Consider the following 23,762-nt stretch of genomic DNA (forward strand, 5'->3'; position numbering starts at 1 on the left):
ACGAGGGCGCTCGTAACGCGTTGATGGCGCTGCGCGCCGAGATCGCCAAAGTCGTCGTCGGTCAGGACGCCGTCGTCAGCGGACTCGTCGTCGCCCTGCTGTGCCGCGGGCACGTGCTCCTCGAAGGCGTCCCGGGCGTCGCGAAAACACTGCTGGTGCGCACGTTGGCGGCAGCACTGCAGCTGGATTTCACCCGGGTGCAGTTCACCCCCGACCTGATGCCGGGCGATGTCACCGGCTCACTGGTCTACGACGCCCGGACCGCCGAGTTCGAGTTCCGCGCCGGGCCGGTGTTCACCAACCTGATGCTGGCCGACGAGATCAACCGCACGCCACCCAAGACACAGGCCGCACTGCTGGAGGCGATGGAGGAACGTCAGGTCAGCGTCGACGGACAACCTCGCGCGCTGCCCGACCCGTTCATCGTCGCCGCCACCCAGAACCCGATCGAGTACGAGGGCACCTACCAACTGCCGGAGGCGCAGCTGGACCGGTTCCTGTTGAAACTCAACGTGCCGCTCCCCCCGCGCGATCAGGAGATCGCAATACTCAACCGGCACGCCCAGGGATTCGACCCTCGGGACCTGTCTTTCGTGCAGCCGGTTGCCGGTCCGGCCGAGTTGGCCGCGGGCCGCCAAGCCGTCCGGCAGGTGCTCGTCGGCGACGAGGTGCTCGGATACATCGTCGACATCGTTGGTGCGACAAGGAATTCCCCGTCGCTGCAGCTCGGGGTTTCACCCCGCGGCGCCACCGCCTTGTTGGCCACCGCACGCTCGTGGGCCTGGCTATCCGGTCGCGGTTACGTGACGCCCGACGACGTCAAGGCGATGGCCAGACCCACGCTGCGACACCGGGTGGCGCTGCGGCCCGAGGCGGAGCTTGAAGGTGCCGATGCCGACGGTGTGATCGAGGGCATCCTGTCCGCGGTTCCAGTCCCGAGATAGTCTGCGCAGCAGTGGTTCTCACCCGACGCACCGGGCTGATCGCACTTCTGTGCGCTTTGCCGGTCGCGTTGTCCCCTTATCCGGCTGCCACTTTCGCGGTGCTGGCGGGATTGCTCGTGTGCGCGGTCGCGGTCGATGCTGCACTGGCAGGCAACCCGCGCGCGCTCCGACTGACCCGCGGCGGCCCGACGTCGGCGCGGCTGGGTCAGCCGGTGACTGCGGAGTTGACGGTGGACAACGGTGGCCGGGCGAAGTTCCGTGGTGTCATCCGCGATGCCTGGGCGCCCAGCGCGCGGGGCACGCCACGCATGCATCCGGTGAACCTGGCTGCTGGACAACGGATCACCGTCGCGACACAGTTACAGCCGGTGCGCCGGGGCGATCAGGTCTCAGCACTGGTGACCGCCCGGTCGATCGGCCCGCTCGGCCTGGCCGGCCGCCAGGCCTCGCACCGGGTACCCTGGCAGATCCGCATTCTGCCGCCGTTCCTGTCCCGCAAGCACCTGCCGTCACGGCTGGCGCGGCTGCGCGAACTGGAAGGCTCGACACCGGCGCTGATCCGCGGGCAAGGCACCGAATTCGACTCGCTACGCGAGTATGTGGTCGGCGACGACGTCCGCTCCATCGACTGGCGCGCGACCGCGCGCCGTGCCGACGTGGTGGTGCGCACCTGGCGCCCGGAGCGCGACCGCCGGGTCGTCATCGTGCTCGACACCGGCCGGACCTCGGCCGGCCGCGTCGGAGTCGACCCGACGGGCGCCGGAACGCCGTCCGGAGATGCCCCGGGCACCGGGTGGCCCCGGCTGGACTGGTCGATGGACGCCGCCCTGCTGCTGGCCGCGCTGGCGGCCCGAGCGGGTGATCACGTCGACTTCCTCGCCCACGACCGCGAGACCCGTGCCGCCGTCGTCAACGTCTCGCGGACCGAGCTGCTGGCCCAGCTCGTCGCGGCGATGGCACCCCTGGAGCCTGCCCTGGTCGAATCCGACGCCCGCGCGCTGGTCGCGGCCGTACAGCGGCGGGTGCGGCGGCGGGCTCTGGTCGTGCTGCTCACCGACCTGAACATGTCGGCGATCGACGAGGGTCTGCTCACCGTGCTGCCACAGCTGACCGCCAAGCACCGGGTGGTCGTCGCCGCGGTCACCGATCCGCGGGTCGACACGCTCGCCGCCGGTCGCGCCGATGCCGTCGAGGTATACGACGCGGCCGCCGCCGAACGCGCCCGCAACGATCGACGTGCAGTCGCCTCGCGGTTGCGAGGTCTGGGGGTCGAGGTGGTCGACTCACCGCCGGAGGAACTGGCGCCAGACCTGGCCGACCACTACCTGGCGATGAAGGCGTCCGGGCGCCTGTAGGCCACGCGCCTCGGGCTCGGCCTCGCGCTCGGGCTCGGGCTCGGGCTCGGGCTCGCGAAAGTGCATTCACGGTAGCGGTGAGCCGGTTCCGGCCACCGTGGATGCACTTTCGCGATCAGCGGGGTAACAGCACCGGCGCAAGTCAGCCCGTCGGGACCACATCGGGGGCGTCCTCGATGTCGCCGGTCTCACCTGCGGCCACCGCTTTGCGGCCGAAATGGAAGACATAGCCGAAGAACGCCACCACCGCGGCCACCCCGATCGCGACCCGGACAAACGTCGGCAGCGCCGACGGTGTCACGAAACCCTCGATCGCGCCGGCGAGGAGCAGCACCGCCGCCAGTCCGATCGCGACCGCGATCACCGCCCGTCCCTGCTCGGCCAGCACCTGTCCGCGCGGGCGATCTCCCGGTGCGATCACCGACCATCCCAACCGCATGCCCACGCCGGCCGCGACGAACACCGCGGTCAATTCGATGAGTCCGTGCGGGGTGATCAACCCGAGGAAGATGTCACCTTTGCCCGCCTGGAACATCAGGCCGGCGTTCACCCCGAGGTTCGCCGAATTCTGAAACAGGATGTACGGAATCGGTATGCCCAGCAGCACCGCCATGGCGATGCACTGCGCGGTCACCCAGGCATTGTTGACCCACACCTGCAGTGCGAACGACGCGGCCGGATGCTCGCTGTAGTAGTTCGCGAACTCGTGGTTGACGAGTTGTTCGATCTCGCTGGGCGTGCCGATGGCAGCCTGCACTTCCGGCGACTGCGCGACCCAGACCGCGATCACCGCCGCGACGGCGTAGAACGCCACACCGGAGGCGACCCACCATCGCCACGACCGATACACCACGACGGGAAAAGAGACCGTCCAGAAGCGGACGAATTCTCGCCACAGCGGCGCATGCGCGCCGGTCACCACGGCCCGCGACCGCGCCACCAGACCTGACAGCTTGCCGATCAGCACCGCATCCGATGATGAGGACCGCACGATCGACAGGTGGGTCGATACCCGCTGGTAGAGGTCGACGAGTTCGTCGACCTCGGCACCGGTGAGGTGCCTGCGATTCTTCACCAGGTGTTCGAGGCGGTCCCACGTCGGCCGGTTCGCCAGGACAAACGCGTCGACATCCACTTCCGCGATCCTAGTAGCGTGGCTCAGTATGGTCAGCCAGCAACAACCCGTGGTGACCGGCGACGCGGTCGTGCTCGACATTCAGATCGCCCAGTTGCCGGTCCGCGCGCTGTCGGCACTGATCGACGTCGCCGTCGTCTTCGTCGTGTACATCCTGGGCGTCATCTTGTGGGCGGTCACGCTGACCCAGTTCGACCCGGCGTTCTCCGGGGCCGTACTGATCATCTTCACCGTGCTGGCCCTGGTCGGCTATCCGACGATCTTCGAGACCCTCACCCGCGGCAAGACGCTGGGCAAGATGGCGCTGGGCCTGCGCGTGGTGTCCGACGACGGCAGCCCCGAGCGCTTCCGCCAGGCCCTGTTCCGCGCGCTGGCCGGGGCCATCGAGATCTGGATGCTCACCGGCGGTCCGGCGGTGCTGTCCAGCCTGCTTTCGTCCAAGGGCAAGCGCATCGGTGACATTTTCGCCGGCACCGTCGTGATCAGCGAGCGCGCGCCCCGGCAGGCTCCACCGCCGCTCATGCCACCTCAGCTGGCGTGGTGGGCATCGACATTGCAGCTGTCCGGACTGAGCCCGGCGCAGGCCGAGATCGCGCGCCAATTCCTTTCCCGCGCAAATCAGCTGGATCCCGGGGTGCGAGACGAGATGGCCTACCGGATCACCTCGGATGTGGTGGCGCAGATCTCGCCGCCGCCCCCGCCGGGCACTCCACCGGCGCTGGTGCTGGCCGCCGTCCTGGCCGAGCGGCACCGTCGGGAGTTGAACCGGCTGCGCCAGGGGGCTGCGATGGCGGCTGCGCCGGGCTGGACCGCCCCGGCGCAGTGGCCGCCCCAACCGCAGGCACCTCCGGCGACGCAGGCGCCGGCGCGCACGGACGGCTTCACTCCACCGTCCTGACCGTCACCCCGCGATCCAGTTTCCGTGGAAGCCGTACGGAACCCGCTGTGGCAGCTTGACTCTCGCGACCGGGGCGGCCCCGAAATCGGAGGCGTCGATGATGACCAGGTCGCTGCCGTTGCGTTCGGGATCGTAGACGTATCCCAGATACCACCCGCTGCTCTCGTCGGCGGGGCCGGATGCCGACGGCACGAACACGGCTTCCCCCGGGCCACCCGGCGACGCATCGGTACCGAATCGGTGCTCGACGGCGGCACCGGTGGTCAGGTCGTGCCGGATCAGACTGGCATCGCCGACGCTGACCGCATACCGCGCAGGAAGCGTCGCCAGCCGATCATCGATCCTCGGGAACTCCACGACGCGATCGTCGAGCTGACTCTCGCTGACCGTGCCGTTGCGCAGGTCGACGGTCCACGTCCACAGCACCCCGTCGGCGTCGAATCCGCCGTTGTCCCGCCATAATTCGGGATAGCGCACAGCCTGCAGCACCAACGTCTGACCGTCGTCGTGGGCGTTGGCGACGTGGAAGACGTAGCACGGGTCGATGTCGAACCAGCGCACCTCGCCGAACGGGTCGTCGCGGCGGAGCAGGCCCAGCCGCGCCCCGTAGGCGTCGTCCCAGCGGTAGGGCATGTCACCGCCACCGCCGATCGCGATGTCCAGGTTGAACACGATGGGCAGATCCATGAAGACCACGTAGTTCGCCGTCAAGGCGAAGTCGTGCATCATCGTCAGGGCCGGCACGTCGACGGGACGGTTGATCACCAATTCGCCGTTGGCATCCGCCCGGTGATAGGTGACGTGCGGGGTGAAGATGTTGCCGTACCCAAAGAAGTGCAGCTCTCCGGTGATGGGACAGATCTTCGGATGCGCGGTCATCGAATCGGCCAGCTTGCCACCGAAGTCGTAGACGCCGACGGTATCCAGTTCGTTGGTGATCTCGTAAGGCAGCGACGATTCGACCAGCGCCAGAGTTCTGCCGGCATGGTTGACCACGTGGGTGTTGGCGACGGCGGACCGCAGGTTACGGGTGCCGTCTGAGTTGTAGACGGGGAAGGGGTCGACGAAGCTCTCGGTGCGCACCCAACGGTTGCGGTACCAGGCTGCGCGGCCGTTCTCGATGCGGACGCCGTGGATCATGCCGTCGCCGGTGAACCAGTGCCCGGTTGCCTGCCGCGGATTCGGTCCGTTACGGAGATACCAGCCGTCCAGTTCCTTGGGGATCGCGCCCTCGATCGGCAGGTCGAACTCTGTCAGTTCGTCGGCGACGGGTGCGTAATTGCCGACCTGAAAGAAGTTCCCGGTGCCGAAGAGCGTCGAGTCGTCCTGGTTCGCGGTGGTTTCGGTCATGGGCTCAAGCCTCCTGTCCTGAAAGTACCCTCACCCTGACATCCCACTTATGACATGTCAATAGTGGAATATCAGGTCGTGCGCAGGACGTGCGGCGATACTCCAGTTCTGGAGTATCGGATCGTACGATGCCGCCATGAGTCTTCGAGTAGCCGCACTCGGCCTGCTTGCCGAACACCCCGCCAGTGGATACGACCTGCTCAAGCGCTTCGAGAAGTCGATGGCGAACGTCTGGCCCGCCACCCAGAGTCAGCTGTACTCGGAGCTCAACAAGCTCGATGACGGCGGCCTCATCGAGGTGTGCGCCGTCGGCCCGCGGGGCCGCAAGGAGTATCGAATCACCGAAGCCGGACGGGCTGAACTGCGACGGTGGGTGGCCAACCCTCAGCAGGACCCGCCGTTTCGCAGCGCGAACCTGCTCCGGGTGTTCCTCCTGGACCTGATCCCGACCAAGGAGGCCGTGGCCCACCTGCACGCCATGGCCGAGCATTCCGACGCCGAGATCCGCCGCCTCACCGAACTGCGCGAAACGCTGACCGGCGGTCGCCCCGTAACCCCGTCCGACCGGGGATTTTTCAGCTTCGCCGCCCTCGATTACGGCCTGCGACTCAACGCGATGCAGGCGCAGTGGGCACGTTCGGTCATCGACGAACTCTCCGTGTCCGACTGAACGGAGCGCAGCACCGGAAGCACTGCTCGCGGGTTCGTGCGCGCTGCGCTCCGTCCTCCGACACGGAATACGCGTTGCATCGCGATAGTTTTCGATATATCGTCAACGTATCGGAAGCTGAAGAGGTGCTTCCCCAGTACAGAAACGAGCACGTCCATGAACACCCCCTTCCCTGATCCCACGAACACTTTCCGCACCAGCGGGCCCGGCTTCGGTGTCGGCCACGGCTTCGGTGTCGGCCACGGCTTCGGTGTCGGCCACGGCTTCGGTGTCGGCCACGGCATCGGTGTCGGCCGCGCCTTCGGTGTGGGCCACGGCATCGGCCGCGGCCGGGGCGGCTTCGGTCCCGGCGCGGGCTTCGGTGGCGGCCCCGGCTTCGGTCCGGGCTTCGGCTTCGGCCCTGGCGGCCCTGGCGGCCGCGGCGGTCGGCGCGGCGGACCCCGCGGCGGCCGGGGCAGGCGCGGCGACGTCCGCGCCGCGATCCTCAAACTGCTGAGCGACCGGCCGATGCACGGCTACGAGATGATCCAGGAGATCAACGAGCGCAGCCAGCAACTGTGGAAGCCCAGCCCCGGATCGATCTACCCGACCCTGCAGCTACTCGTCGACGAGGGACTGCTGAGCAGCACCGAAACCGAAGGCAGCAAGAAGCTCTTCGAGCTGACCGAGGACGGTCGCGCCGCCGCCGAGAAGATCGAGACCGCACCGTGGGACGAGATCGCCGAAGAGGCCGACCCCGGCGCCATGGACCTGCGCAACGCCGTCGGCCAGCTGATGGGCGCGGCCGCACAGTCGGCCCACGCCGCGACACCCGAACAGCAGCAGCGCATCGTCGACATCGTCAACAACGCCCGCCGCGAGATCTACGGCATCCTCGGCGAGGACTGACCCAGGACGTGAATTCGGCGCGGTTTCACCCCGAATCGGGAAGAAACCGCGCCGAATTCGCGTAGGCAGACAGCATGGACACCTTTTCTCTCGGCACGCACACCGTCGGTCGCGTCGGCTTCGGCGCCATGCAGCTGCCGGGACCCGGCGTGATGGGGCCGCCGCGCGACCACGATCAGGCCCTCGCCGTGCTCCGACGCGCCGTCGAGTTGGGGATCAACCACATCGACACCGCGCAGTTCTACGGACCCGGCGTGGCGAACGAGTTGATCCGCGAGGCGCTGCACCCCTACCCCGCCGAACTCGCCCTGGTCAGCAAGGTCGGCGCCAAGCGCGACGAACAGGGCAACTGGCTACCCGCTCAGCACCCCGACGAGCTGCGGCGCAGCATCGAAGAGAACCTGCAGACCCTGGGCACCGATCGCTTGGCCGCGGTCAATCTGCGGGTGCACTCCGGTGCGGATCCCAGCGCCCCGGCGCCGGTGGACCACGAAGTGTTCGACAGCCAGCTCGAGGCGATGGTCCAGGCCCGCGCCGAAGGACTGATCGCCGGTATCGGCCTGAGCAGTGTCAGCGCCGAGCACCTGCGAATCGCATTGGAGCGCACCGAGATCGTCTGCGTGCAGAACGCTTACAACCTCGTCGACCGGACATCTCAGCCGGTGCTGGACCTGTGCCGTGAGCACGGCATCGCCTTCGTGCCGTTCTTCCCACTGGGCTCCGGATTCCTGCCGGACAACCCGGTGCTCAACCATCCCGCGGTGGTCCGGGAATCTCAGCGACTGCAGCGCACGCCCGCCCAGATCGCGCTGGCGTGGACGTTGTCGGTCGCCCCCAACGTGCTGCTCATCCCAGGCACATCGTCGGTCAACCACCTTGAGGAGAACACCGCGGTGCGCGACATCGACCTCGACACCGAGACGAAGCGCACACTCGATTCTGCTGCGGGGTCCCGCGACTGAGCCGCGGCCCCTGGGCCGGCCGCCGTCGTGCTCAGGCGGAGACGGATTGCTTCGGTAGGTCGAGTTGTTGCCCGCGCATCACCAGCAGGTGCAGGGCCGCGCCCAGCGCGGCGCCGAAGACCCAGGCGAAACCGGACAACGCATGGAGTGCGGGCACCCATACCGCGGCCACCGCGAAGACCGCCGCGACCGAGAACGCCCACAATGCACGGACGTTCCAGCCCTTGTTGAAGTAGTACGTCCCGGACGGTTCCATCGAATACAGGTCCTGGGTCCGCAGCGTCTGTTTCCGCAGCAGGTAGTAGTCGGCGATCATGATTCCGTACAGCGGTGCCAGCACGGCGCCCAGAGTGTCGACGAATTTGGGCAGGCCGGCATTGCCGATCACCGACACCCACAGTGCGCCGATGATGAATCCCAGTGCCGCCGTGATGAACCCGGCAATCCGGAAGTTGAGCTTCTCGGGTTTGAGGTTGACGATGTCGTACACCGGCGGGATGAAGTTGGCGACCAGGTTGATCCCCACGGTCGCAACGAAGAACGTCACCGCGGCCAGGATGCTCAACCACACATTGCCGACCGCGCCGACGATGTCGGCCGGATTGGTCATCGGGTCGCCCTGGCCGTCCTGGAAGACGATGTAGGCGCCGGCGGTGATGAACAGCGACAACAACGTGAAGAACGTCAGGCTCACCGGCAACCCGAGCAGGTTGCCGCGCTTCATCTCCCGGTCGTCGCGGGTGAACCGGGCGAAGTCTCCGAAGTTGATGATCACGGCCGAGAAGTAGGCGATCATCGTGCCGACCACACCGACGAACGCCGCGAGGGCGGCGGTCCCCTGCTTCTCGCCGGCGAACAGATCGCCGACCGAACTCAGCAGACCCGAGCCGGCCTGCCACCAGATCGCGATGAGCAGCAAGATCATGACGGCGTAGACGGCCGGTCCGGCGAAGTTGAGGAACTTCACGATTCCATCCAGACCGCGCACGAACAGCCAGATCTGGAAGCCGGCGACGATCGTGTAGGACAGCCAGTCGACCCACGTCATGCCGAGGAAGGTGCCGGTCGGGGCCGCCCCGATGATGGCGTTGATCGCCAACGCGACCGCAGTGGAGGCGAAGTAGGTCTGCGCGCCGTACCAGAAGATGGCGACGATACCGCGCACGGTGGCCGGGAACATCGCTCCGCGGACCCCCATCGAGGCGCGGGCCACCACCGGGTAGGGAACCCCGTACTTGACGCTGGGGCGTCCCGACCAGTTCACGAAGAACATCACCAGCGCGCCGGCCAGCACGATCGCGGCGAGGACGAACCAGCCGTTGATACCGGCGGTGATGAACAGGCTGGCGGCCAGCGTGTACCCGGCCAGGCTCTGCACGTCGTTGGTCCAGACGTTGAAGATCTCGAACCACCCCCACTTGCGTTCCTTGGTGGGGGCGAGTTCCTCGTTGTGCAACGAGCTGTGCGCCGCCGAGGCGACGAACTCGTCGACTACCACCGCCGCGGGCGGTGCGGCCACCACACCGGACTCGCTACCGACAAACTTGCTCTGATCTGCGGTCATCACGTCCCTTCCCCGATCCGGCGCCCGCGGTGTGTACCGCGGGAGCGCCGGGGCCTGCGCAGCCTGATCCGGCGACCCTAGGAGGTGACGGTTTCAGGGGCGTCAGCAGCATGTTTCCCTCAGGTGACCGCACCCTTTTCCCGCTTCCGACCGGCGCACGCATTCCATTAGCGCGGCCACCTCGGGGGTGTCGATGCAGCTCGGCGCCGTCGCGATTACTGTTTGCCATCCTCGGCCAATAAAATCGGCACCACGATGACTGATTCCACTGCGGCGACCGACTCCCTTGCGGCGACGAACCCGCTCGCCACCGCACCCCGCACCGACCGCGTCTCCACCGAGGCGCGGCGTCGCCGAACCTTCGCGGTGATCAGCCACCCCGACGCCGGCAAATCCACGCTGACCGAGGCGCTGGTGCTGCACGCCAAGGCCATCACCGAGGCCGGCGCCATCCACGGCAAGGCCGGCCGACGCGCCACGGTGTCGGATTGGATGGACATGGAGAAGGCGCGCGGCATCTCGATCACCTCGACGGCGCTGCAGTTTCCGTACACCACACGGGTCGGTGAGACGTGCATCGTCAACCTGCTCGACACCCCGGGCCACGCCGATTTCTCCGAGGACACCTACCGGGTGTTGACCGCAGTGGACTCCGCGGTGATGCTGATCGACGCCGCCAAGGGCCTCGAGCCGCAGACGCTGAAGTTGTTCCAGGTCTGCCGGCACCGCCGGATCCCGATCATCACCGTGATCAACAAGTGGGACCGTCCGGGACGGCACGCGCTGGAGCTGATGGACGAGATCCAGTCGCGTATCGGCCTGCGCCCGACGCCGTTGACCTGGCCGGTCGGCATCGCCGGTGACTTCAAGGGCGTGTTGGACCGGCGCACCGGCACGTTCATCCGCTTCACCCGCACCGCCGGTGGTGCGACCGCCGCACCCGAGGAGCACATCGACCCGGACAAGGCGCACGACGCCGCCGGGGTGGATTGGGACACCGCCGTCGAAGAGTCCGAGCTGTTGGAGGCCGACGGGGCCGACTTCGACCCGGAGACGTTCCTGGACTGCACCTCGACGCCGGTGCTGTTCACCTCGGCCGCATTGAACTTCGGCGTCAACCAGCTCCTCGATGTGCTGGCCCAGCTCGCACCGCCACCGAGCGGCCAGCTCGACGTCGACGGCAACCGCAGGGACGCAACAGATCCGTTCAGCGCGTTCGTGTTCAAGGTGCAGGCCGGGATGGACTCTGCCCACCGCGACCGCATCGCCTACGCACGGGTGTGTTCGGGCACGTTCGAGCGCGGCGACGTGTTGACCCACGCCTCCACCGGCAAGCCTTTCGTCACCAAATACGCGCAGTCGGTGTTCGGCCGGGAACGCTCCACCCTGGACACCGCGTGGCCCGGCGACGTGATCGGACTTGCCAACGCCAACGCATTGCGCCCCGGCGACACCCTGTACCAGGACGTGGCCGTGCAGTTCCCGCCGATCCCGAGCTTCTCTCCCGAGCACTTCTCCGTCGCGCGGGGCACCGATCCGAGTAAGCACAAGCAGTTCCGCAAGGGCATCGAACAACTCGACCAGGAGGGCGTCGTGCAGGTGCTGCGCTCGGATGCGCGCGGCGACCAGGCACCGGTGCTCGCGGCGGTGGGGCCGATGCAGTTCGAGGTGGCCAGCCACCGGATGGCCGGCGAGTTCAGCGCCCCGATCGAACTGGAACCGCTGCCGTATCAGGTGGCCCGCATCTGTGACCCGGCCGATGCCGAGGCGCTGCAGAAGATGGCCGCGGTCGAAGTGTTCACCCGCACCGACGGGGTGATGTTGGCGGTGTTCTCGACGAAGTGGCGGCTGGAGACCGTGCAGCGGGACAACCCCGGCATCGAGCTTCGCGAGCTCGTCGCCGCGGGCCAGTAGCAACCATACCGGCTAGCGCTACTTGACGGGTACCGCCAGCGTCGTAGCTGCGGACCCGCCCGCGGGGCACTCTCAGTGAGGTGAACAGCCCGCGAGAGGAGCGATCAGTGGATACGACGGAGCGAACGGATGTCCGAGAAGACCTGGTGCTGTCCCAAGCGGCGGTGACTGCGGAGACGGCGGCTCCGTTCGAGCACGTGGACATCGCCGCGTGGTTGAAGGCGCTTCCCACCCACGAATATCAACGCTGCGCGCCTGGCGATCACAAAGCAGCCGGCTACACCGTCGACGACGACGGCGTGCCGATGTCGATCAACGTGGAGATGATCGGTTCCGGCCTGGTAATTCAGCAATATCGCTACGAGGTGGCCGAGAAGCACTACTGCAAGATGGTGTCCATCTCCGATGTGCTTACCCCGCAGGGCTGGACGACCACTCAGGTCATCTGGGAACTGCGGATGGAACAACTCGACGACGGCCGCTGCCTCTACACCAACACCGTGACGTCGCACCCCACCGAACACTTTCTTCGGTTCATCGCCGATCACGGCCAGACATTCGCCGAAGCTGCTGCGGCACGGCAGGATTCGTCGGGACGGCACTGCGAGGTCGAGACGCCGCGGTACGCGCAGAGCATCGCGCGGTGGGCAGCTGCGCACGCCGCGACGATGGGGGCGTGACGATGCCCTCTGCCGTCGTCTTCGGCACCCCCGGAACTCCCGATGTTCTGCGATGGAGTGCGGTCGCGCCGCTGTCGCCCGGACCGGACGACGTGGTGATCGCGGTTGCAGCCGCCGGCGTGAACAACGCCGATCTGCTGCAGCGACGCGGTCGTTACCCGGTCCCCCGGGATGCCCCCGCCGTACTCGGACTTGAATGTGCGGGAACCATCACCGCGGTGGGCAGCGGCGTCACCGAATGGTCGGTGGGAGATCCGGTCTGCGCCCTGCTCGATGGCGGTGGCTACGCCGATGAGGTCGCAGTCCGCGCCGGTCAGGTCATGCCCGTTCCGACCGGTCTGTCGATCCTCGAAGCCGCGGCGATTCCCGAGGTCGCATGCACGGTGTACTCCAACCTCGCGATGATCGCCGGAGTGACCGCGGGCCGCTCCGTGTTGATCCACGGCGCGGGTGGCGGGATCGGCACCTTCGCGGTGCAGTGGTGCACGGCGATCGGAGCAGACGTCATCGCCACGGCAGGCAGCGCCGCCAAGGCGAGCGCCAGTGTCGAACTCGGTGCGCGGGTGGCGATCAACTACCGCGAGGAGGACTTCGTAACCGCGACGAAGGCCGCCACCGGCGGACGCGGCGTGGACGCGATCCTCGACGTCGTCGGGGCCCCGTACCTGGCCAGGAACATCGAATGCCTCTCTGCTGACGGACATCTCGTGATTCTCGGCGGGTCCATGGAACCGACCGAGCTGGACCTCGGGGTGTTGATGACTAAGCGCGCCAGCGTGACTTCGACCATGTTGCGCAGCCGACCCGCCGATCAGAAGGCGACCATTGTGGCGGGCGTGATCCGCGATGTTCTCCCGTTGTTCGCGTCTGGGGTGTTCCGCGTGGTGGTCGACACCGTCATCCCACTGCGGGACGCGGCGAAGGCCCACAAACTACTGGAATCAAGAGGGACAGTGGGGAAGGTAATCCTCGACAACTCCGATCAGTCGACGTCCACCCAGTCCAGGGTGCGCTCGATGGCCTTGCGCCACCCCGCGTACCCGGCCGACCGCTGATCCTCGGACCAGTCCGGCGACCAACGCTTGCCCTCCTGCCAGTTGGCCCGGAGATCGTCTGCGCCGTCCCAGAATCCGGCGGCCAGCCCCGCGGCGTAGGCGGCGCCCAGCGCGGTGGTCTCGGCGACGACCGGCTTGACCACGTCGACGCCGAGCACGTCGGCTTGGATCTGCATGCACAGGTCGTTGGCGGTGATGCCACCATCGACCTTCAGAACCTCAAGGTGCACACCGGAATCGGCGGCCATTGCGTCGACGACGTCGCGACTCTGGTAACAGATCGCCTCCAGCGTCGCCCGGGCCACATGGGCGTTGGTGTTGAACCGGGACAGCCCGACGATGGCACCGCGGGCGTCGGATCGCCAGTACGGGGCGAATAGCCCGGAGAACGCGGGCACGAAGTAGACCCCGCCGTTGTCGGCGACCTGACGGGCCAGCGCCTCGCTCTGGGACGCGCCGCTGATGATGCCGAGCTGGTCGCGCAGCCATTGCACCGCAGATCCGGTCACGGCGATCGAACCTTCAAGGGCGTAAACGGGTTTGGCCGGACTGCCGTCCCTGGTCGCGAACTGATAGCACACCGTGGTCAGCAGCCCGTTCTTGGAGCGCACGATGTCCTCGCCGGTGTTGAGCAGCAGGAAGTTGCCGGTACCGTAGGTGTTCTTCGCTTCACCGACCGACAGACACACCTGTCCCACCATGGCGGCCTGCTGGTCCCCCAGGATCCCGGTGATCGGGATCTCCCCGTCGGCGGGTCCGGTCTCGACGGTCATCCCGTACGGTTGCGGCGACGACGACGGGCGGATCTCAGGCAGCATCTGGCGCGGAACGCCGAAGAAGCCCAACAGTTCATCGTCCCAGTCGAGGGTTTCCAGATTCATCAGCATGGTCCGGCTGGCGTTGGTGACGTCGGTGACGTGCACTCCACCGCGATGCCCTCCGGTGAGATTCCACAACACCCAGGTATCGGTGGTGCCGAACAGCGCGTCGCCCTTCTCGGCATCTGCCCGCAGGCCGTCGACGTTCTCCAGCAGCCACTGCAGCTTTCCGCCGGAGAAGTAGGTGGCCGGCGGCAGGCCGGCCTTCTGGCGGATCACCTCACCGCGTCCGTCCCGGTCGAGCGCGGACGCGATCCGGTCGGTACGGGTGTCCTGCCAGACGATCGCGTTGTAGTACGGGCGGCCGGTGCGCCGGTTCCAGACCAGCGCGGTCTCGCGCTGGTTGGTGATACCGAGAGCCACCAGGTCGGTGGTCGCCAAGTTGGTCCTGTTCAACGCGGTGGCCAGCACCGATCCGGTGCGCTCCCAGATCTCGACGGGATTGTGCTCCACCCAGCCGGCTCTGGGCAGGATCTGCTCGTGTTCGAGCTGATGGCGGCCGACCTCGGCGCCGTCGTGGTCGAAGATCATGCACCGGGTGCTGGTGGTGCCCTGGTCGATTGCAGCGACGAACTCGGCCATTCGTCCATGATGGACTACATGCCCGTACAACCTCCCGCTGTCCGCCGGGGTTCACCGTCATCACGCGATATCGCGGCGATGCCGCGCGGTGGCCCCGACGCGTCCTGCCTGGATCGTCTGCTGGAGACCGACCGACCGGAGTACCTGGACCGCGACTCCGCCGCAGACCCCGAGCTGGAGGCCCGTAAGCGCAGTGTGATCCGGGCGCTGAACTGGACCGGCGAGGTGTTCGGCAATCACGAGAAGTTCGCCAAGATCGTGCTCGACGAGGTCGCCGACGTCGCCGATCCGCACATCCTGGAACTGGGGGCCGGGCACGGCGCGCTGTCCCGCAAGCTGCTGGAATGGCATCCGAGCGCGCGTCTGACCGTCACCGACCTCGAACCGGCCTCGGTCGACGCGATCGCCGCCGGTGATCTCGGCACTCATCCGCGCGCCACGGTGCGACGAATGGATGCGACGGCGCCCGACGCCGCCGACGGCGAGTTCGACGTGGCGGTGTTCGCGTTGTCCTTCCATCATCTGCCGCCGGATGCCGCCGCCCGGGTCATCGCCCAGGGCACCCGCGTTGCCGACAAACTCGTGATCATCGACCTGCCCCGACCGCCCGCGCCGCTCCATCTGCTGCGGCTGGCCACGATGCTGCCCTGGGCGCCGGTGGTGCCTTTCGTCCACGACGGCCTGATCAGCTCGCTGCGTTCCTACAGCCCGTCGGCGCTGCGCGCGCTGGCCGAGGCCGCCGAACCGCCGGTGAACATCGAATTGCGCGGCGGGTTGCTCAGTCCTCAGGTCGCGGTGGCCACCCGCCGATAGGCTCGCCAGCGTGGGTGAGGAAGTCAAACAGGCCGAGTTCAGCCGTGCACATCGCCGCGAGTACCGGCGCAAGGTTCAGCTGTGCCTCGACGTGTTCGAGACCATGCTGGCCCAGTCCAGCTTCGACTTCGAGAAGCCGCTGACCGGCATGGAGATCGAGTGCAATCTGGTCGACGCCGACTACCAACCCGATATGAACAACTCCGACGTGCTGGAGGCCATCGCCGACCCCGCCTATCAGACCGAGCTCGGCGCCTACAACATCGAGTTCAATGTGCCGCCGCGGCGGCTGCCGGGCCGCGCCGCACTCGAGCTCGAAGACGAAGTGCGGGCGAGCCTGAACGCAGCCGAGGCCAAGGCCAATGCCGACGGCTCCCACATCGTGATGATCGGGATCCTGCCCACCCTGATGCCCGAGCACCTGACCGGCAGCTGGATGAGCGAGTCCATGCGCTACCAGGCCCTCAACGATTCGATCTTCACCGCGCGCGGCGAGGACATCGTGATCGACATCGCCGGTCCCGAGCGTCTGAGCCTGCAGGCGGCCTCCATTGCCCCCGAATCAGCCTGCACCAGTATGCAATTGCATCTCCAGGTCTCCCCCGCCGACTTCGCCGACAATTGGAACGCCGCCCAGGTGCTGGCCGGCCCTCAGCTGGCGCTGGGCGCCAACTCGCCGTACTTCTTCGGCCACCACCTGTGGTCGGAGACCCGCATCGAGCTGTTCACCCAGGCCACCGACACCCGGCCCGACGAGCTGAAGACCCAGGGGGTGCGACCGCGGGTCTGGTTCGGGGAACGCTGGATCACGTCGATCTTCGACCTGTTCGAGGAGAACGTGCGCTACTTCCCGTCGCTGCTGCCGGAGCTCTCCGAGGAGGACCCCGTCGCCGAGCTGGCCGCCGGTCGCACGCCACGGCTCTCCGAGTTGCGGCTGCACAACGGCACCATCTACCGGTGGAATCGACCGGTATACGACATCGTGAACGGCCGCCCCCACCTGCGAGTGGAGAACCGGGTGCTGCCGGCGGGTCCCACGGTGGTCGACATGATGGCCAACTCCGCGTTCTACTACGGCGTGCTGCGGTCCCTGTCCGAAGAGGATCGGCCACTGTGGACCAAGATGAGTTTCGCCGCTGCCGAAGCCAATTTCGTGTCCGCGGCCCAACACGGCATGGACGCGCGGTTGTACTGGCCCGGGGTGGGTGAGGTGACCCCCGACGAACTGGTGCTGCGACAGCTGCTGCCGATGGCCGACGAAGGGCTGCGCCGCTGGGAGGTGTCCGCGGAGGTACGGGACCGCTACCTGGGAGTGATCGAGGGCCGGGCGAAAACCGGACGTAACGGGGCGGCGTGGCAGACCGCTGCGGTGGCCGCTCTGCAGGACCGCGGATTGAGCCGGCCCCGGGCCCTGGCCGAGATGCTGCGGCTGTACTGCGAACGCATGCACTCCAACGATCCGGTGCACACCTGGGAGCTGCCCGGTCAGGCCTGAATCGCTGCCAGCGCGGCGCGTTGCCGTCTGCGCACGTCCTTTCGCCTGCCTGATATCCGGCGGCGGGTCCGCCAGCGCGGAAGCGAGGCGACCAGGTCTGGCGCGAAGCCCGCGCGGATCGCCTTGTCGCCGTGGCTGATCACCCAGCGACGTTCCTCGCGCAACAGCAGGACGGCCACGGTCAGGAACAAGACGAGATTGAACGTCATCTTGGCGATCATGACAGCACCGGACTCGGGAGCCGGTGCGTTCCAGACGAAGTGCATCAGCGGCCCCGCCAGCAACAGCCCGGTCGCCGTCAGCAGACGCCGGGTTCGGCTCCAGTGACCCGGGTTGCTGTAGGTCGGGAGTAACACCAGCAGGCCCACTGTGGTCAGCCCGGTGAATGCCCAGTGCGACGGGATCGAGGTGACGGTGCGGACGACGAGCTGTCCGGCCGCGCCGGCGAGGTCGGAGTCGAGGCTGGTCAGCGCACCCCGGGTGGCGTAGGTCAGGTCCTCCATCACATCGAAACCGAATCCGACGAACATGCCGACGAGCAGCGCGTGACTGATCCGAGTGCACACTGCAGCGCAGAGAACCACAATCACTGCCGCACAACTCAATTTCGCGGACTCTTCGACCAACGGCGCCGTCAGGGCCGGCGCCCACCGTGACAGGGTGACCGGGTCGAGAACCGAAGCCCACACCTGTTCGAGAGTGCTGTTGGCCGACGCGGCCATCGCCACGGCGACGGTGCCGCCGAGCGCCGTGCCCGCCAGCAGCATCTGCGGATACCGCACCGCAGCCCGGAATGGGTCGAAGCGGGTCATCACCCACACCAGAAACACCATGAACGCGACCCAGATCGGCCCCAGCGCGATGTGCGTCTGCCTGGTTTCGGCGAACGCCGCCCCGGAGCCGGCCAGGAGCAGCCAGGTACCGATCACCAAGGCCCCCACCCATACCCAGTACACCGCGGAGTAAGGCCGGTAGACCACCTCGGGCCGCAGGGGAAGTGAGCTCACCGGTCGTTCCTGCCGATCGCATCCAGGACATCCTGCAACGGGAGCGCGGGAGATTCGGGTGCCCCGAGTGTCTGGGCCAGCACGACGACGTCGTCGTCCCCGATCACCGCGCAGGTGCCGGAGTGCCCTGTCGATGTGACCACGCAGGTCGCGCCCGTGAGGCGGCCGTCACCGGAGGCCGCTCGCCCGCCGTCGAACGCGGGGGAGAACCCGCGCACCCTGTCCATCCGCATCAGTCGCTGTCCCACCGTGTCCATATCGCGCCCGCCGAGGTCGTGCGCTTCGATCCGCACGAAGGCGTCGCCGGACCGCCACACCACCCCTCCGGCCACCGAGTCGACATCCCATCCGTCGGGCGGGACGGCGGTGAGGATCACGCCTGACTCCGTTGCCAGTTCCACCGGCGCGCCGGCCGACTGCGGAGAATCATCGTCGGATCCCAGTTGCAGGAAAGCCGGGAACAGCGGCACAGCTAACATCCCGGCGATCAGCGCCAGCGCCGGGCGCCAGCCGGTCAGCCTGCGGCGACCGACCACTGGCTCATCGTGAGTCGACATCTATTGCGGCCCGCCCTCCCCCGTGCGCACTTGCCGGCAATGCCCAGCAGGCTAACACCGCGTCGGGCGCATGGCTTTGATTGCTCGGGCAACCACCTGCCCGCGTCGCGGGCCGCCGCGGGTACCGTCGCACCCATGGCCGACGTCATGGACTGGGACAGCGCATACCGCGGTGGCGGCGAGTTCGAGGGCGAGCCGCCGTGGAACATCGGGGAACCGCAACCCGAGCTCGCCGCCCTGTGGCGAGCCGGCAAGTTCCGCAGCGAAGTACTCGACGCGGGCTGTGGGCATGCCGAGCTGTCTTTGGCACTGGCCGCCGACGGTTACACCGTGACGGGCATCGACATCAGCCCGACCGCCGTGGCCGCCGCCACCACCGCCGCCGCCGCCGAGCGTGGGGTGGCGGAGCGGACGACGTTCGTCGCCGCCGACATCACCGAGCTCGCCGGATTCGAGGACCGGTTCGCCACGGTGGTCGACAGTACGCTGTTCCATTCACTGCCGGTCCAGTCGCGCGACTCATACCTGCAGGCGGTGCACCGGGCCGCCGCCCCCGGGGCGGGCTTCTTCGTCCTCGTGTTCGCCACGGGAGCGTTCCCGCCCGGGATGGAGGGCGGTCCCAACGTGGTGACCGAAGACGAACTGCGGGAGACTGTTTCCCGGTACTGGACAGTCGATGACATCCGCCCGGCCGCGATCCACTCCACCATGGCGGTGGCCGGCATGCCCGGTATGGCGATGCCGCCGGCCGAGCTGCTCGATGACAAAGGCCGGCTACGGATGAAGGCGTTTCTGCTCTCGGCCCACAAGGATTAGACGCCGAGGTCCCGCCGGTATCCGGCCGGGATCACCAGGTCGGCTGGACTCAGTTCCCGGATCGAGGAAAGCCCGAGGCCCAGCAGCGCCGAGTCGATCCCCCCGCGCAGGATGTCGAGCACATTCTCGACTCCGGCCTGTCCGCCGGCGGCCAGGCCCCACAGATAGGCGCGGCCGATCATCACGGCACGGGCGCCCAGTGCGACGGCCTTGACGACGTCGCTGCCGCGCCGGATTCCACCGTCGAGCACGATCTCGATCTGGTCGCCTACGGCCTCCGCGATCGCCGGCAACGCCCGGATCGGCGCCGGGGTACCGTCGAGATTGTTGCCGCCGTGGTTGGAGACCGAGATCGCGGAGACCCCGGCGTCGACGGCACGGCGAGCGTCGTCGACGCGCATCACACCTTTGAGCATGAACGGCCCGCCCCACTGCTGGCGCAGCCACGCGATGTCCTGCCACGTCGGCAGCGGGGTCTGCATCCACTCACCGTAAGCGCCGAAGAAGGTCGGTGCCGCGCCGCCGTCGGCCAGATTCGGGGCGGTCAGATCCGGCACCCGGCCGGTCTTGGCGAACTCGAAAAGCCAACGGGGCCTGCGGATCCCTTCGGGCGCAAAGCGCAGCATGGCCTTGAGGTCCATCTTCTCCGGGATGGCCGGGCTGCCCCAGTCCCGGCCGTTGGAGAACGACCAGTCGGTGGTCACGATCAACCCGACCGCGCCGGCACTGCGGGCCCGTTCCATCCGCCCGCACAACTGTTCGCGACTGCCGGTCCAGTACATCTGGAAGAAGGTCTGCGGATTCGCCGCGGTGACCTCTTCGACCGGTTTGCTGGCAAAAGACGACAGACCGATCGCGGTGCCGCGGGCAGCCGCGGCGCGGGCCACTGCAACCTCACCATCGGGGTGCACCGCCTGGACCCCGGTCGGCGAGATCAGCACCGGCATCGAGATCGCCTGCCCCATCACGGTGGTGGCCTGGTCGCGTTTGGCCGACAGTCCGGCCACATGCGGCGCGAAGCCCAGCTCGGCGAACGCGGACAGATTGTCGCCGACGCTGACCCCCTTCTCCGATCCCGCGACCAGCGCGCTGTAAACGCTGGGCGGCAGTCGCTTTCGGGCACGTCGCTGCGCCTCGGCGACGGTTTCGAACCATCCGGTTTCAGCCATGGCGTCGTCTCCTCTGGGTGCGGTGCGACGGCGTTCGCCACGAACGCTAAGGCACCGCCGCCGAATGCGAACCCGCCGACCGGGCAGTCACCTACCCATCCGGACGGGCCGGAATCTTCGCCCGGTCGGTGCGCGCGCAGCACCCACCCGGATCAATAGCGTTGTCGGATATGACCGCCGCAGTTCTGAATCCGCTCGCTCCGGCTCCGAGTGGCACGTGGAGCACTGACGGGGTGCGGGTACGTCGCCGACGCGGACCGCACCGGACACACCTCGGAGTCGACACCTTCTGTACGCCGCGGTTCTGCGTCCAGCGGCAGCGCGATCTGCTGACGGTGGAACACGACCTCGCCCCCGAGGAACTGTGCGACGAACTCGCGGTGTGGCTGGCCGAACAGCTGGTCGACACCGGTGCGCTGCGCGGCCAATCCGAGTTCGAGACGGTGTTCACCGGGGTCGTGCGCTCCACCGTCGACGGCGGCTCGGCCGCCTGGCTGTGCTTCTACCGCAATTCGCTGGACCGGCTCGAGCGCGGCGCCACACCGTTCGCGCCGATCCACGCGCATGCCGCCGCACAGGTGCGAGGGAACACCGTCCTCGACCTGGGCTCGTGCTTCGGGTTCTTTCCGCTGCGATTGGCCCGGGATGGGATCGGCGTGACGGCGACGGATCTGAGTGCGAACGTGATGGGGTTGTTGGAGCAGGCCGGCGCCCGACTGCACCGACCGCTGACCACGATGACCTGCGACGCCTCTGCCGTGCCGCTGCCGGACGGTAGCGCCGATACGGTGACCGCACTGCACCTGATCGAACATCTACCGCCCGGCGCCGCGACCGCCGTGCTCGACGAAGCCGTGCGCCTGACCCGCCGACGGGTCGTCATCGCCGTACCGTTCGAAGATGAGCCCCGCCAATGTTACGGCCATTTACAGGGTTTCGACCTCCCGGGACTCCGACGCATCGCCGACGACATGGTGCGACGCCATCGCGGGCTCACCGTCGACGTGCACGAATTCCACGGTGGCTGGCTGATTCTGGACCGCTAGATCAGTCCGCGCTTGCTCGCGGCATACACCGCCTCGGCGCGTCTGCTCACCTCAAGCTTGCGCATGATGTTGCTCACGTGGAACTTGGCAGTGGTCGCCGAGATGTAGAGCTTCTCACCGATCTTGTTGTTGGACAGTCCCGCCGCCAACAGTCGCAACACCTCCACCTCGCGGTCGGTGAGCTGCGCCCGCGGCTCCACCCGACCCGACAGGGATCGCACCACCGCGGCGGCGCTGCGCGAGTCGAATGCGCTGTCGCCGGCCGAGATCGCCCGGATCGCGCGGACCAACTCGGTGGTATCGACATCCTTGACCACATAACCGCGGGCTCCGGCATGCACCGCGCGGACCACCAGATCCTCGTCGAGGAATGTGGTCAACACCAGCAGACCCAGATTCGGGTATGCCGCAGACAGTTTGGCGCACAGGGCCAACCCCTCGAACTCCGAGCCGGCAGACAGCTTGAGGTCCAACAGCACCACATCGGGACCGGTGGCGCGTACCACCGCTTCGGCCTCGCCCTCCGAGGCCGCCTCCCCGACCACGACGAGGTCGTCGGCGCGTTCGAGCACCGACCGCAGCCCCTGGCGCAGAATAGCGTGGTCGTCGACCAGCACCAGCTTGATGGGTGTCATGTGTTCACGCTTTCTGACGCACGCGGTATCCGGGCCACCACCCGGACCCCGCCGATCCGGGAGCGGAACACGTCGAAGGTGCCGCCCTGTTCGCGGGCCCGCGCCCGCATGTTCGCCAGGCCGCGGTGGTGTCCGTCGACGTCGGCGGCCTCGGCCATCCTCAGCATCAGTCGCAGCTTCGCCGGGTCCCCGGTGCCGTCGTCGGCGATCGAGAGGGTGACCGCGTCGTCGCGGTAGGTCAGCCGCACGATCGCGCGGGTCGCGTTGCCGTGCATGGCGGTGTTGAACAGGGCCTCGCCGGCGATGCGCAACAGTGCGTGTTCGGTGTCGCTGGGCAACTCCGCGGCGCCGCCTGCCACGCGCAGGCTGACCCGCAGATCTTCGGGCATGTGGACGGTGGCCAGCTGCTGGAGCATCTCGACCAGACCGGAACGGTACGCCTCGGCAGGCTGGTCGAGCGCGTAGATCGCCGATCGTAGCTGTTCGGTCGCCGATCGGGTCAGCCCCTTGGCGAGATCCAACCGCTCCACCAATTCCCGGCTCCGGCCCGCAGCATCGATTTCGCTGCGGCACACCTCGATCTGCATACCGGCCGACAGCACCGTCTGTGCGACGCTGTCGTGCAACTCGCGGGCGATGCGGTGACGCTCGGAGTCGAGCACCTGATGCCGTTGGGCCGCACCGAGTTCACGTTGGGTGGCCAGCAGCTCGGCGTTGCGGGCTTCGGACTGCGCCAGCAGTGTCACCGATTTGGTGAACAGCGCCGAGTTTTGCAGCGCGACGGCCGTCTGGCCTGCCAGGATCCGCATCACCATGCCGTCGGTCTCGTCGAGGGCACGATGCTGCGACGTCCATGCCGCGAACGCCCCGATCACCTCACCGTCGAGTTCGATCGGAACGTGTGCGTGCTGCGTCTCCATCACCGGCAGCCGGAACTGCGCCAGCTGCCCGCGCAGGATGTCGTTGAGCCGGTTGAGCACCGCGTCCGGTAACGCTTGTCCCGGGTCCCGCGCACCTGAGAGCCCCTCGAAGGCGTAGGCGACACCGTCGGAATCCAGGATCAGATGCCGCACCGTGGCTTCCGGTAGCGCACCGTCGGCCAGCGCCAGCAGCACCCAGTCGGCATCCAGGGTGGTTCGCGCAGCTTCGGCGACGGCGCGCACCAGGTTCGCCGGACCTTCGATGGTCTGCACCAGCGCCCGCGAAATGGTGTCCAGTGCGGCGATGACACGGTCCAACCGCTGTGCGGTGACCCGTAATTCGGGATAGAACCGGCCTTTACCGGACCGCAGACCGGTCAGTCGGGCCAGGTCCGGCGTCCTGGCGTCGGCGGCGGTCACGGTGCCCGC

22 protein-coding genes are annotated in these 23,762 nt (G+C 67.7%); 13 read left to right on the plus strand and 9 right to left on the minus strand.

Annotation, left to right across the window (positions count from 1 at the left end):
* Positions 1–23 precede the first annotated feature (23 nt).
* Positions 24–944, plus strand: a complete 921-nt coding sequence (locus ACNUDN_RS25250) for an AAA family ATPase (protein ID WP_419125304.1) — start codon at positions 24–26, stop codon at positions 942–944.
* Between the two features lie 11 nt (positions 945–955).
* Positions 956–2,299 carry a DUF58 domain-containing protein gene (locus ACNUDN_RS25255; protein ID WP_419124442.1) on the plus strand — a complete coding sequence of 448 codons (1,344 nt, stop codon included), beginning with the start codon at positions 956–958 and terminating at the stop codon, positions 2,297–2,299.
* A gap of 142 nt (positions 2,300–2,441) precedes the next feature.
* On the opposite strand, the gene ACNUDN_RS25260 is transcribed toward ACNUDN_RS25255, so the two are convergent.
* Positions 2,442–3,434, minus strand: a complete 993-nt coding sequence (locus tag ACNUDN_RS25260; protein ID WP_419124443.1) for a stage II sporulation protein M — start codon at positions 3,432–3,434, stop codon at positions 2,442–2,444.
* Between the two features lie 28 nt (positions 3,435–3,462).
* On the opposite strand from ACNUDN_RS25260, the gene ACNUDN_RS25265 reads away from it, so the two are divergent.
* Complete coding sequence (locus ACNUDN_RS25265) at positions 3,463–4,332, plus strand: RDD family protein (protein ID WP_419124444.1); 870 nt, start codon at positions 3,463–3,465, stop codon at positions 4,330–4,332.
* A gap of 3 nt (positions 4,333–4,335) precedes the next feature.
* Here the strand turns inward: ACNUDN_RS25265 and ACNUDN_RS25270 are convergent, their stop codons facing one another.
* Positions 4,336–5,682: a carotenoid oxygenase family protein gene (locus ACNUDN_RS25270; protein ID WP_419124445.1), complete on the minus strand. Its 1,347-nt coding sequence runs from the start codon at positions 5,680–5,682 to the stop codon at positions 4,336–4,338.
* A 136-nt stretch (positions 5,683–5,818) separates the two neighbouring features.
* Between ACNUDN_RS25270 and ACNUDN_RS25275 the strand changes: the two genes are divergently transcribed.
* The 3 genes from ACNUDN_RS25275 (at position 5,819) to ACNUDN_RS25285 (ending at position 8,202) form a co-directional block, all read left to right on the plus strand.
* On the plus strand, positions 5,819–6,352 hold the full coding sequence (locus tag ACNUDN_RS25275; protein ID WP_419124446.1) for a PadR family transcriptional regulator: 534 nt from the start codon (positions 5,819–5,821) through the stop codon (positions 6,350–6,352).
* Positions 6,353–6,508: 156 nt separating this feature from the next.
* Positions 6,509–7,240, plus strand: coding sequence for a PadR family transcriptional regulator (locus ACNUDN_RS25280; RefSeq protein ID WP_419124447.1), 732 nt, complete (start codon positions 6,509–6,511; stop codon positions 7,238–7,240).
* Between the two features lie 74 nt (positions 7,241–7,314).
* Positions 7,315–8,202, plus strand: a complete 888-nt coding sequence (locus ACNUDN_RS25285) for an oxidoreductase (RefSeq protein WP_419124448.1) — start codon at positions 7,315–7,317, stop codon at positions 8,200–8,202.
* Between the two features lie 31 nt (positions 8,203–8,233).
* Here ACNUDN_RS25285 and ACNUDN_RS25290 read toward each other — a convergent pair whose 3' ends face one another.
* Entirely contained in the window at positions 8,234–9,766 is a 1,533-nt protein-coding gene (locus tag ACNUDN_RS25290) for an NCS1 family nucleobase:cation symporter-1 (RefSeq protein WP_419124449.1), read from the minus strand.
* A 255-nt stretch (positions 9,767–10,021) separates the two neighbouring features.
* On the opposite strand from ACNUDN_RS25290, the gene ACNUDN_RS25295 reads away from it, so the two are divergent.
* The 3 genes from ACNUDN_RS25295 to ACNUDN_RS25305 all read left to right on the plus strand — a co-directional run bounded on the left by ACNUDN_RS25295 (position 10,022) and on the right by ACNUDN_RS25305 (position 13,415).
* Positions 10,022–11,680, plus strand: coding sequence for a peptide chain release factor 3 (locus ACNUDN_RS25295; protein WP_419124450.1), 1,659 nt, complete (start codon positions 10,022–10,024; stop codon positions 11,678–11,680).
* Positions 11,681–11,787: 107 nt separating this feature from the next.
* Positions 11,788–12,360, plus strand: coding sequence for a hypothetical protein (locus tag ACNUDN_RS25300; protein WP_419124451.1), 573 nt, complete (start codon positions 11,788–11,790; stop codon positions 12,358–12,360).
* 2 nt (positions 12,361–12,362) lie between these two features.
* Positions 12,363–13,415 carry an NAD(P)H-quinone oxidoreductase gene (locus ACNUDN_RS25305; protein ID WP_431961190.1) on the plus strand — a complete coding sequence of 351 codons (1,053 nt, stop codon included), beginning with the start codon at positions 12,363–12,365 and terminating at the stop codon, positions 13,413–13,415.
* Here the strand turns inward: ACNUDN_RS25305 and glpK are convergent.
* Complete coding sequence (gene glpK / locus ACNUDN_RS25310) at positions 13,343–14,875, minus strand: glycerol kinase GlpK (protein ID WP_419124452.1); 1,533 nt, start codon at positions 14,873–14,875, stop codon at positions 13,343–13,345. The genes ACNUDN_RS25305 and glpK overlap by 73 nt on opposite strands.
* 78 nt (positions 14,876–14,953) lie before the next feature.
* On the opposite strand from glpK, the gene ACNUDN_RS25315 reads away from it, so the two are divergent.
* The gene (locus ACNUDN_RS25315; RefSeq protein WP_419125305.1) at positions 14,954–15,688 is read left to right on the plus strand and encodes a class I SAM-dependent methyltransferase; all 735 of its coding nucleotides are present in this window, start codon (positions 14,954–14,956) and stop codon (positions 15,686–15,688) included.
* Positions 15,689–15,698: 10 nt separating this feature from the next.
* The gene (locus ACNUDN_RS25320) at positions 15,699–17,183 is read left to right on the plus strand and encodes a glutamate-cysteine ligase family protein (protein WP_419124453.1); all 1,485 of its coding nucleotides are present in this window, start codon (positions 15,699–15,701) and stop codon (positions 17,181–17,183) included.
* On the opposite strand, the gene ACNUDN_RS25325 is transcribed toward ACNUDN_RS25320, so the two are convergent.
* Together ACNUDN_RS25325 and ACNUDN_RS25330 are read right to left on the minus strand one after the other, a co-directional pair.
* Positions 17,174–18,190, minus strand: a complete 1,017-nt coding sequence (locus ACNUDN_RS25325; protein ID WP_431960868.1) for a PrsW family glutamic-type intramembrane protease — start codon at positions 18,188–18,190, stop codon at positions 17,174–17,176. The two genes, ACNUDN_RS25320 and ACNUDN_RS25325, sit on opposite strands and share 10 nt — an antisense overlap.
* Positions 18,187–18,747 (minus strand): hypothetical protein, encoded by a 561-nt coding sequence (locus tag ACNUDN_RS25330; protein ID WP_419124456.1) that lies wholly within the window; start codon positions 18,745–18,747, stop codon positions 18,187–18,189. The genes ACNUDN_RS25325 and ACNUDN_RS25330 overlap by 4 nt, the downstream gene beginning before the upstream one ends.
* Before the next feature lie 135 nt (positions 18,748–18,882).
* On the opposite strand from ACNUDN_RS25330, the gene ACNUDN_RS25335 reads away from it, so the two are divergent.
* Positions 18,883–19,563: a class I SAM-dependent methyltransferase gene (locus ACNUDN_RS25335; RefSeq protein ID WP_419124457.1), complete on the plus strand. Its 681-nt coding sequence runs from the start codon at positions 18,883–18,885 to the stop codon at positions 19,561–19,563.
* On the opposite strand, the gene mftD is transcribed toward ACNUDN_RS25335, so the two are convergent.
* Positions 19,560–20,732, minus strand: a complete 1,173-nt coding sequence (gene mftD, locus ACNUDN_RS25340; RefSeq protein WP_419124458.1) for a pre-mycofactocin synthase MftD — start codon at positions 20,730–20,732, stop codon at positions 19,560–19,562. The two genes, ACNUDN_RS25335 and mftD, sit on opposite strands and share 4 nt — an antisense overlap.
* A gap of 170 nt (positions 20,733–20,902) precedes the next feature.
* Here mftD and mftM point away from each other — a divergent pair, with 170 nt between their 5' ends.
* Positions 20,903–21,778, plus strand: a complete 876-nt coding sequence (gene mftM, locus ACNUDN_RS25345) for a mycofactocin oligosaccharide methyltransferase MftM (protein ID WP_419124459.1) — start codon at positions 20,903–20,905, stop codon at positions 21,776–21,778.
* On the opposite strand, the gene ACNUDN_RS25350 is transcribed toward mftM, so the two are convergent.
* Positions 21,775–22,413, minus strand: coding sequence for a MadR family response regulator transcription factor (locus tag ACNUDN_RS25350; RefSeq protein WP_419124460.1), 639 nt, complete (start codon positions 22,411–22,413; stop codon positions 21,775–21,777). The genes mftM and ACNUDN_RS25350 overlap by 4 nt on opposite strands.
* Entirely contained in the window at positions 22,410–23,753 is a 1,344-nt protein-coding gene (locus ACNUDN_RS25355; protein ID WP_419124461.1) for a MadS family sensor histidine kinase, read from the minus strand. Before ACNUDN_RS25355 ends, ACNUDN_RS25350 begins: the two co-directional genes overlap by 4 nt.
* Between the last annotated feature and the right edge of the window lie 9 nt (positions 23,754–23,762).

It is taken from the genome of Mycobacterium sp. smrl_JER01 (assembly GCF_048513595.2).
Taxonomy (GTDB): Bacteria; Actinomycetota; Actinomycetes; order Mycobacteriales; family Mycobacteriaceae; genus Mycobacterium.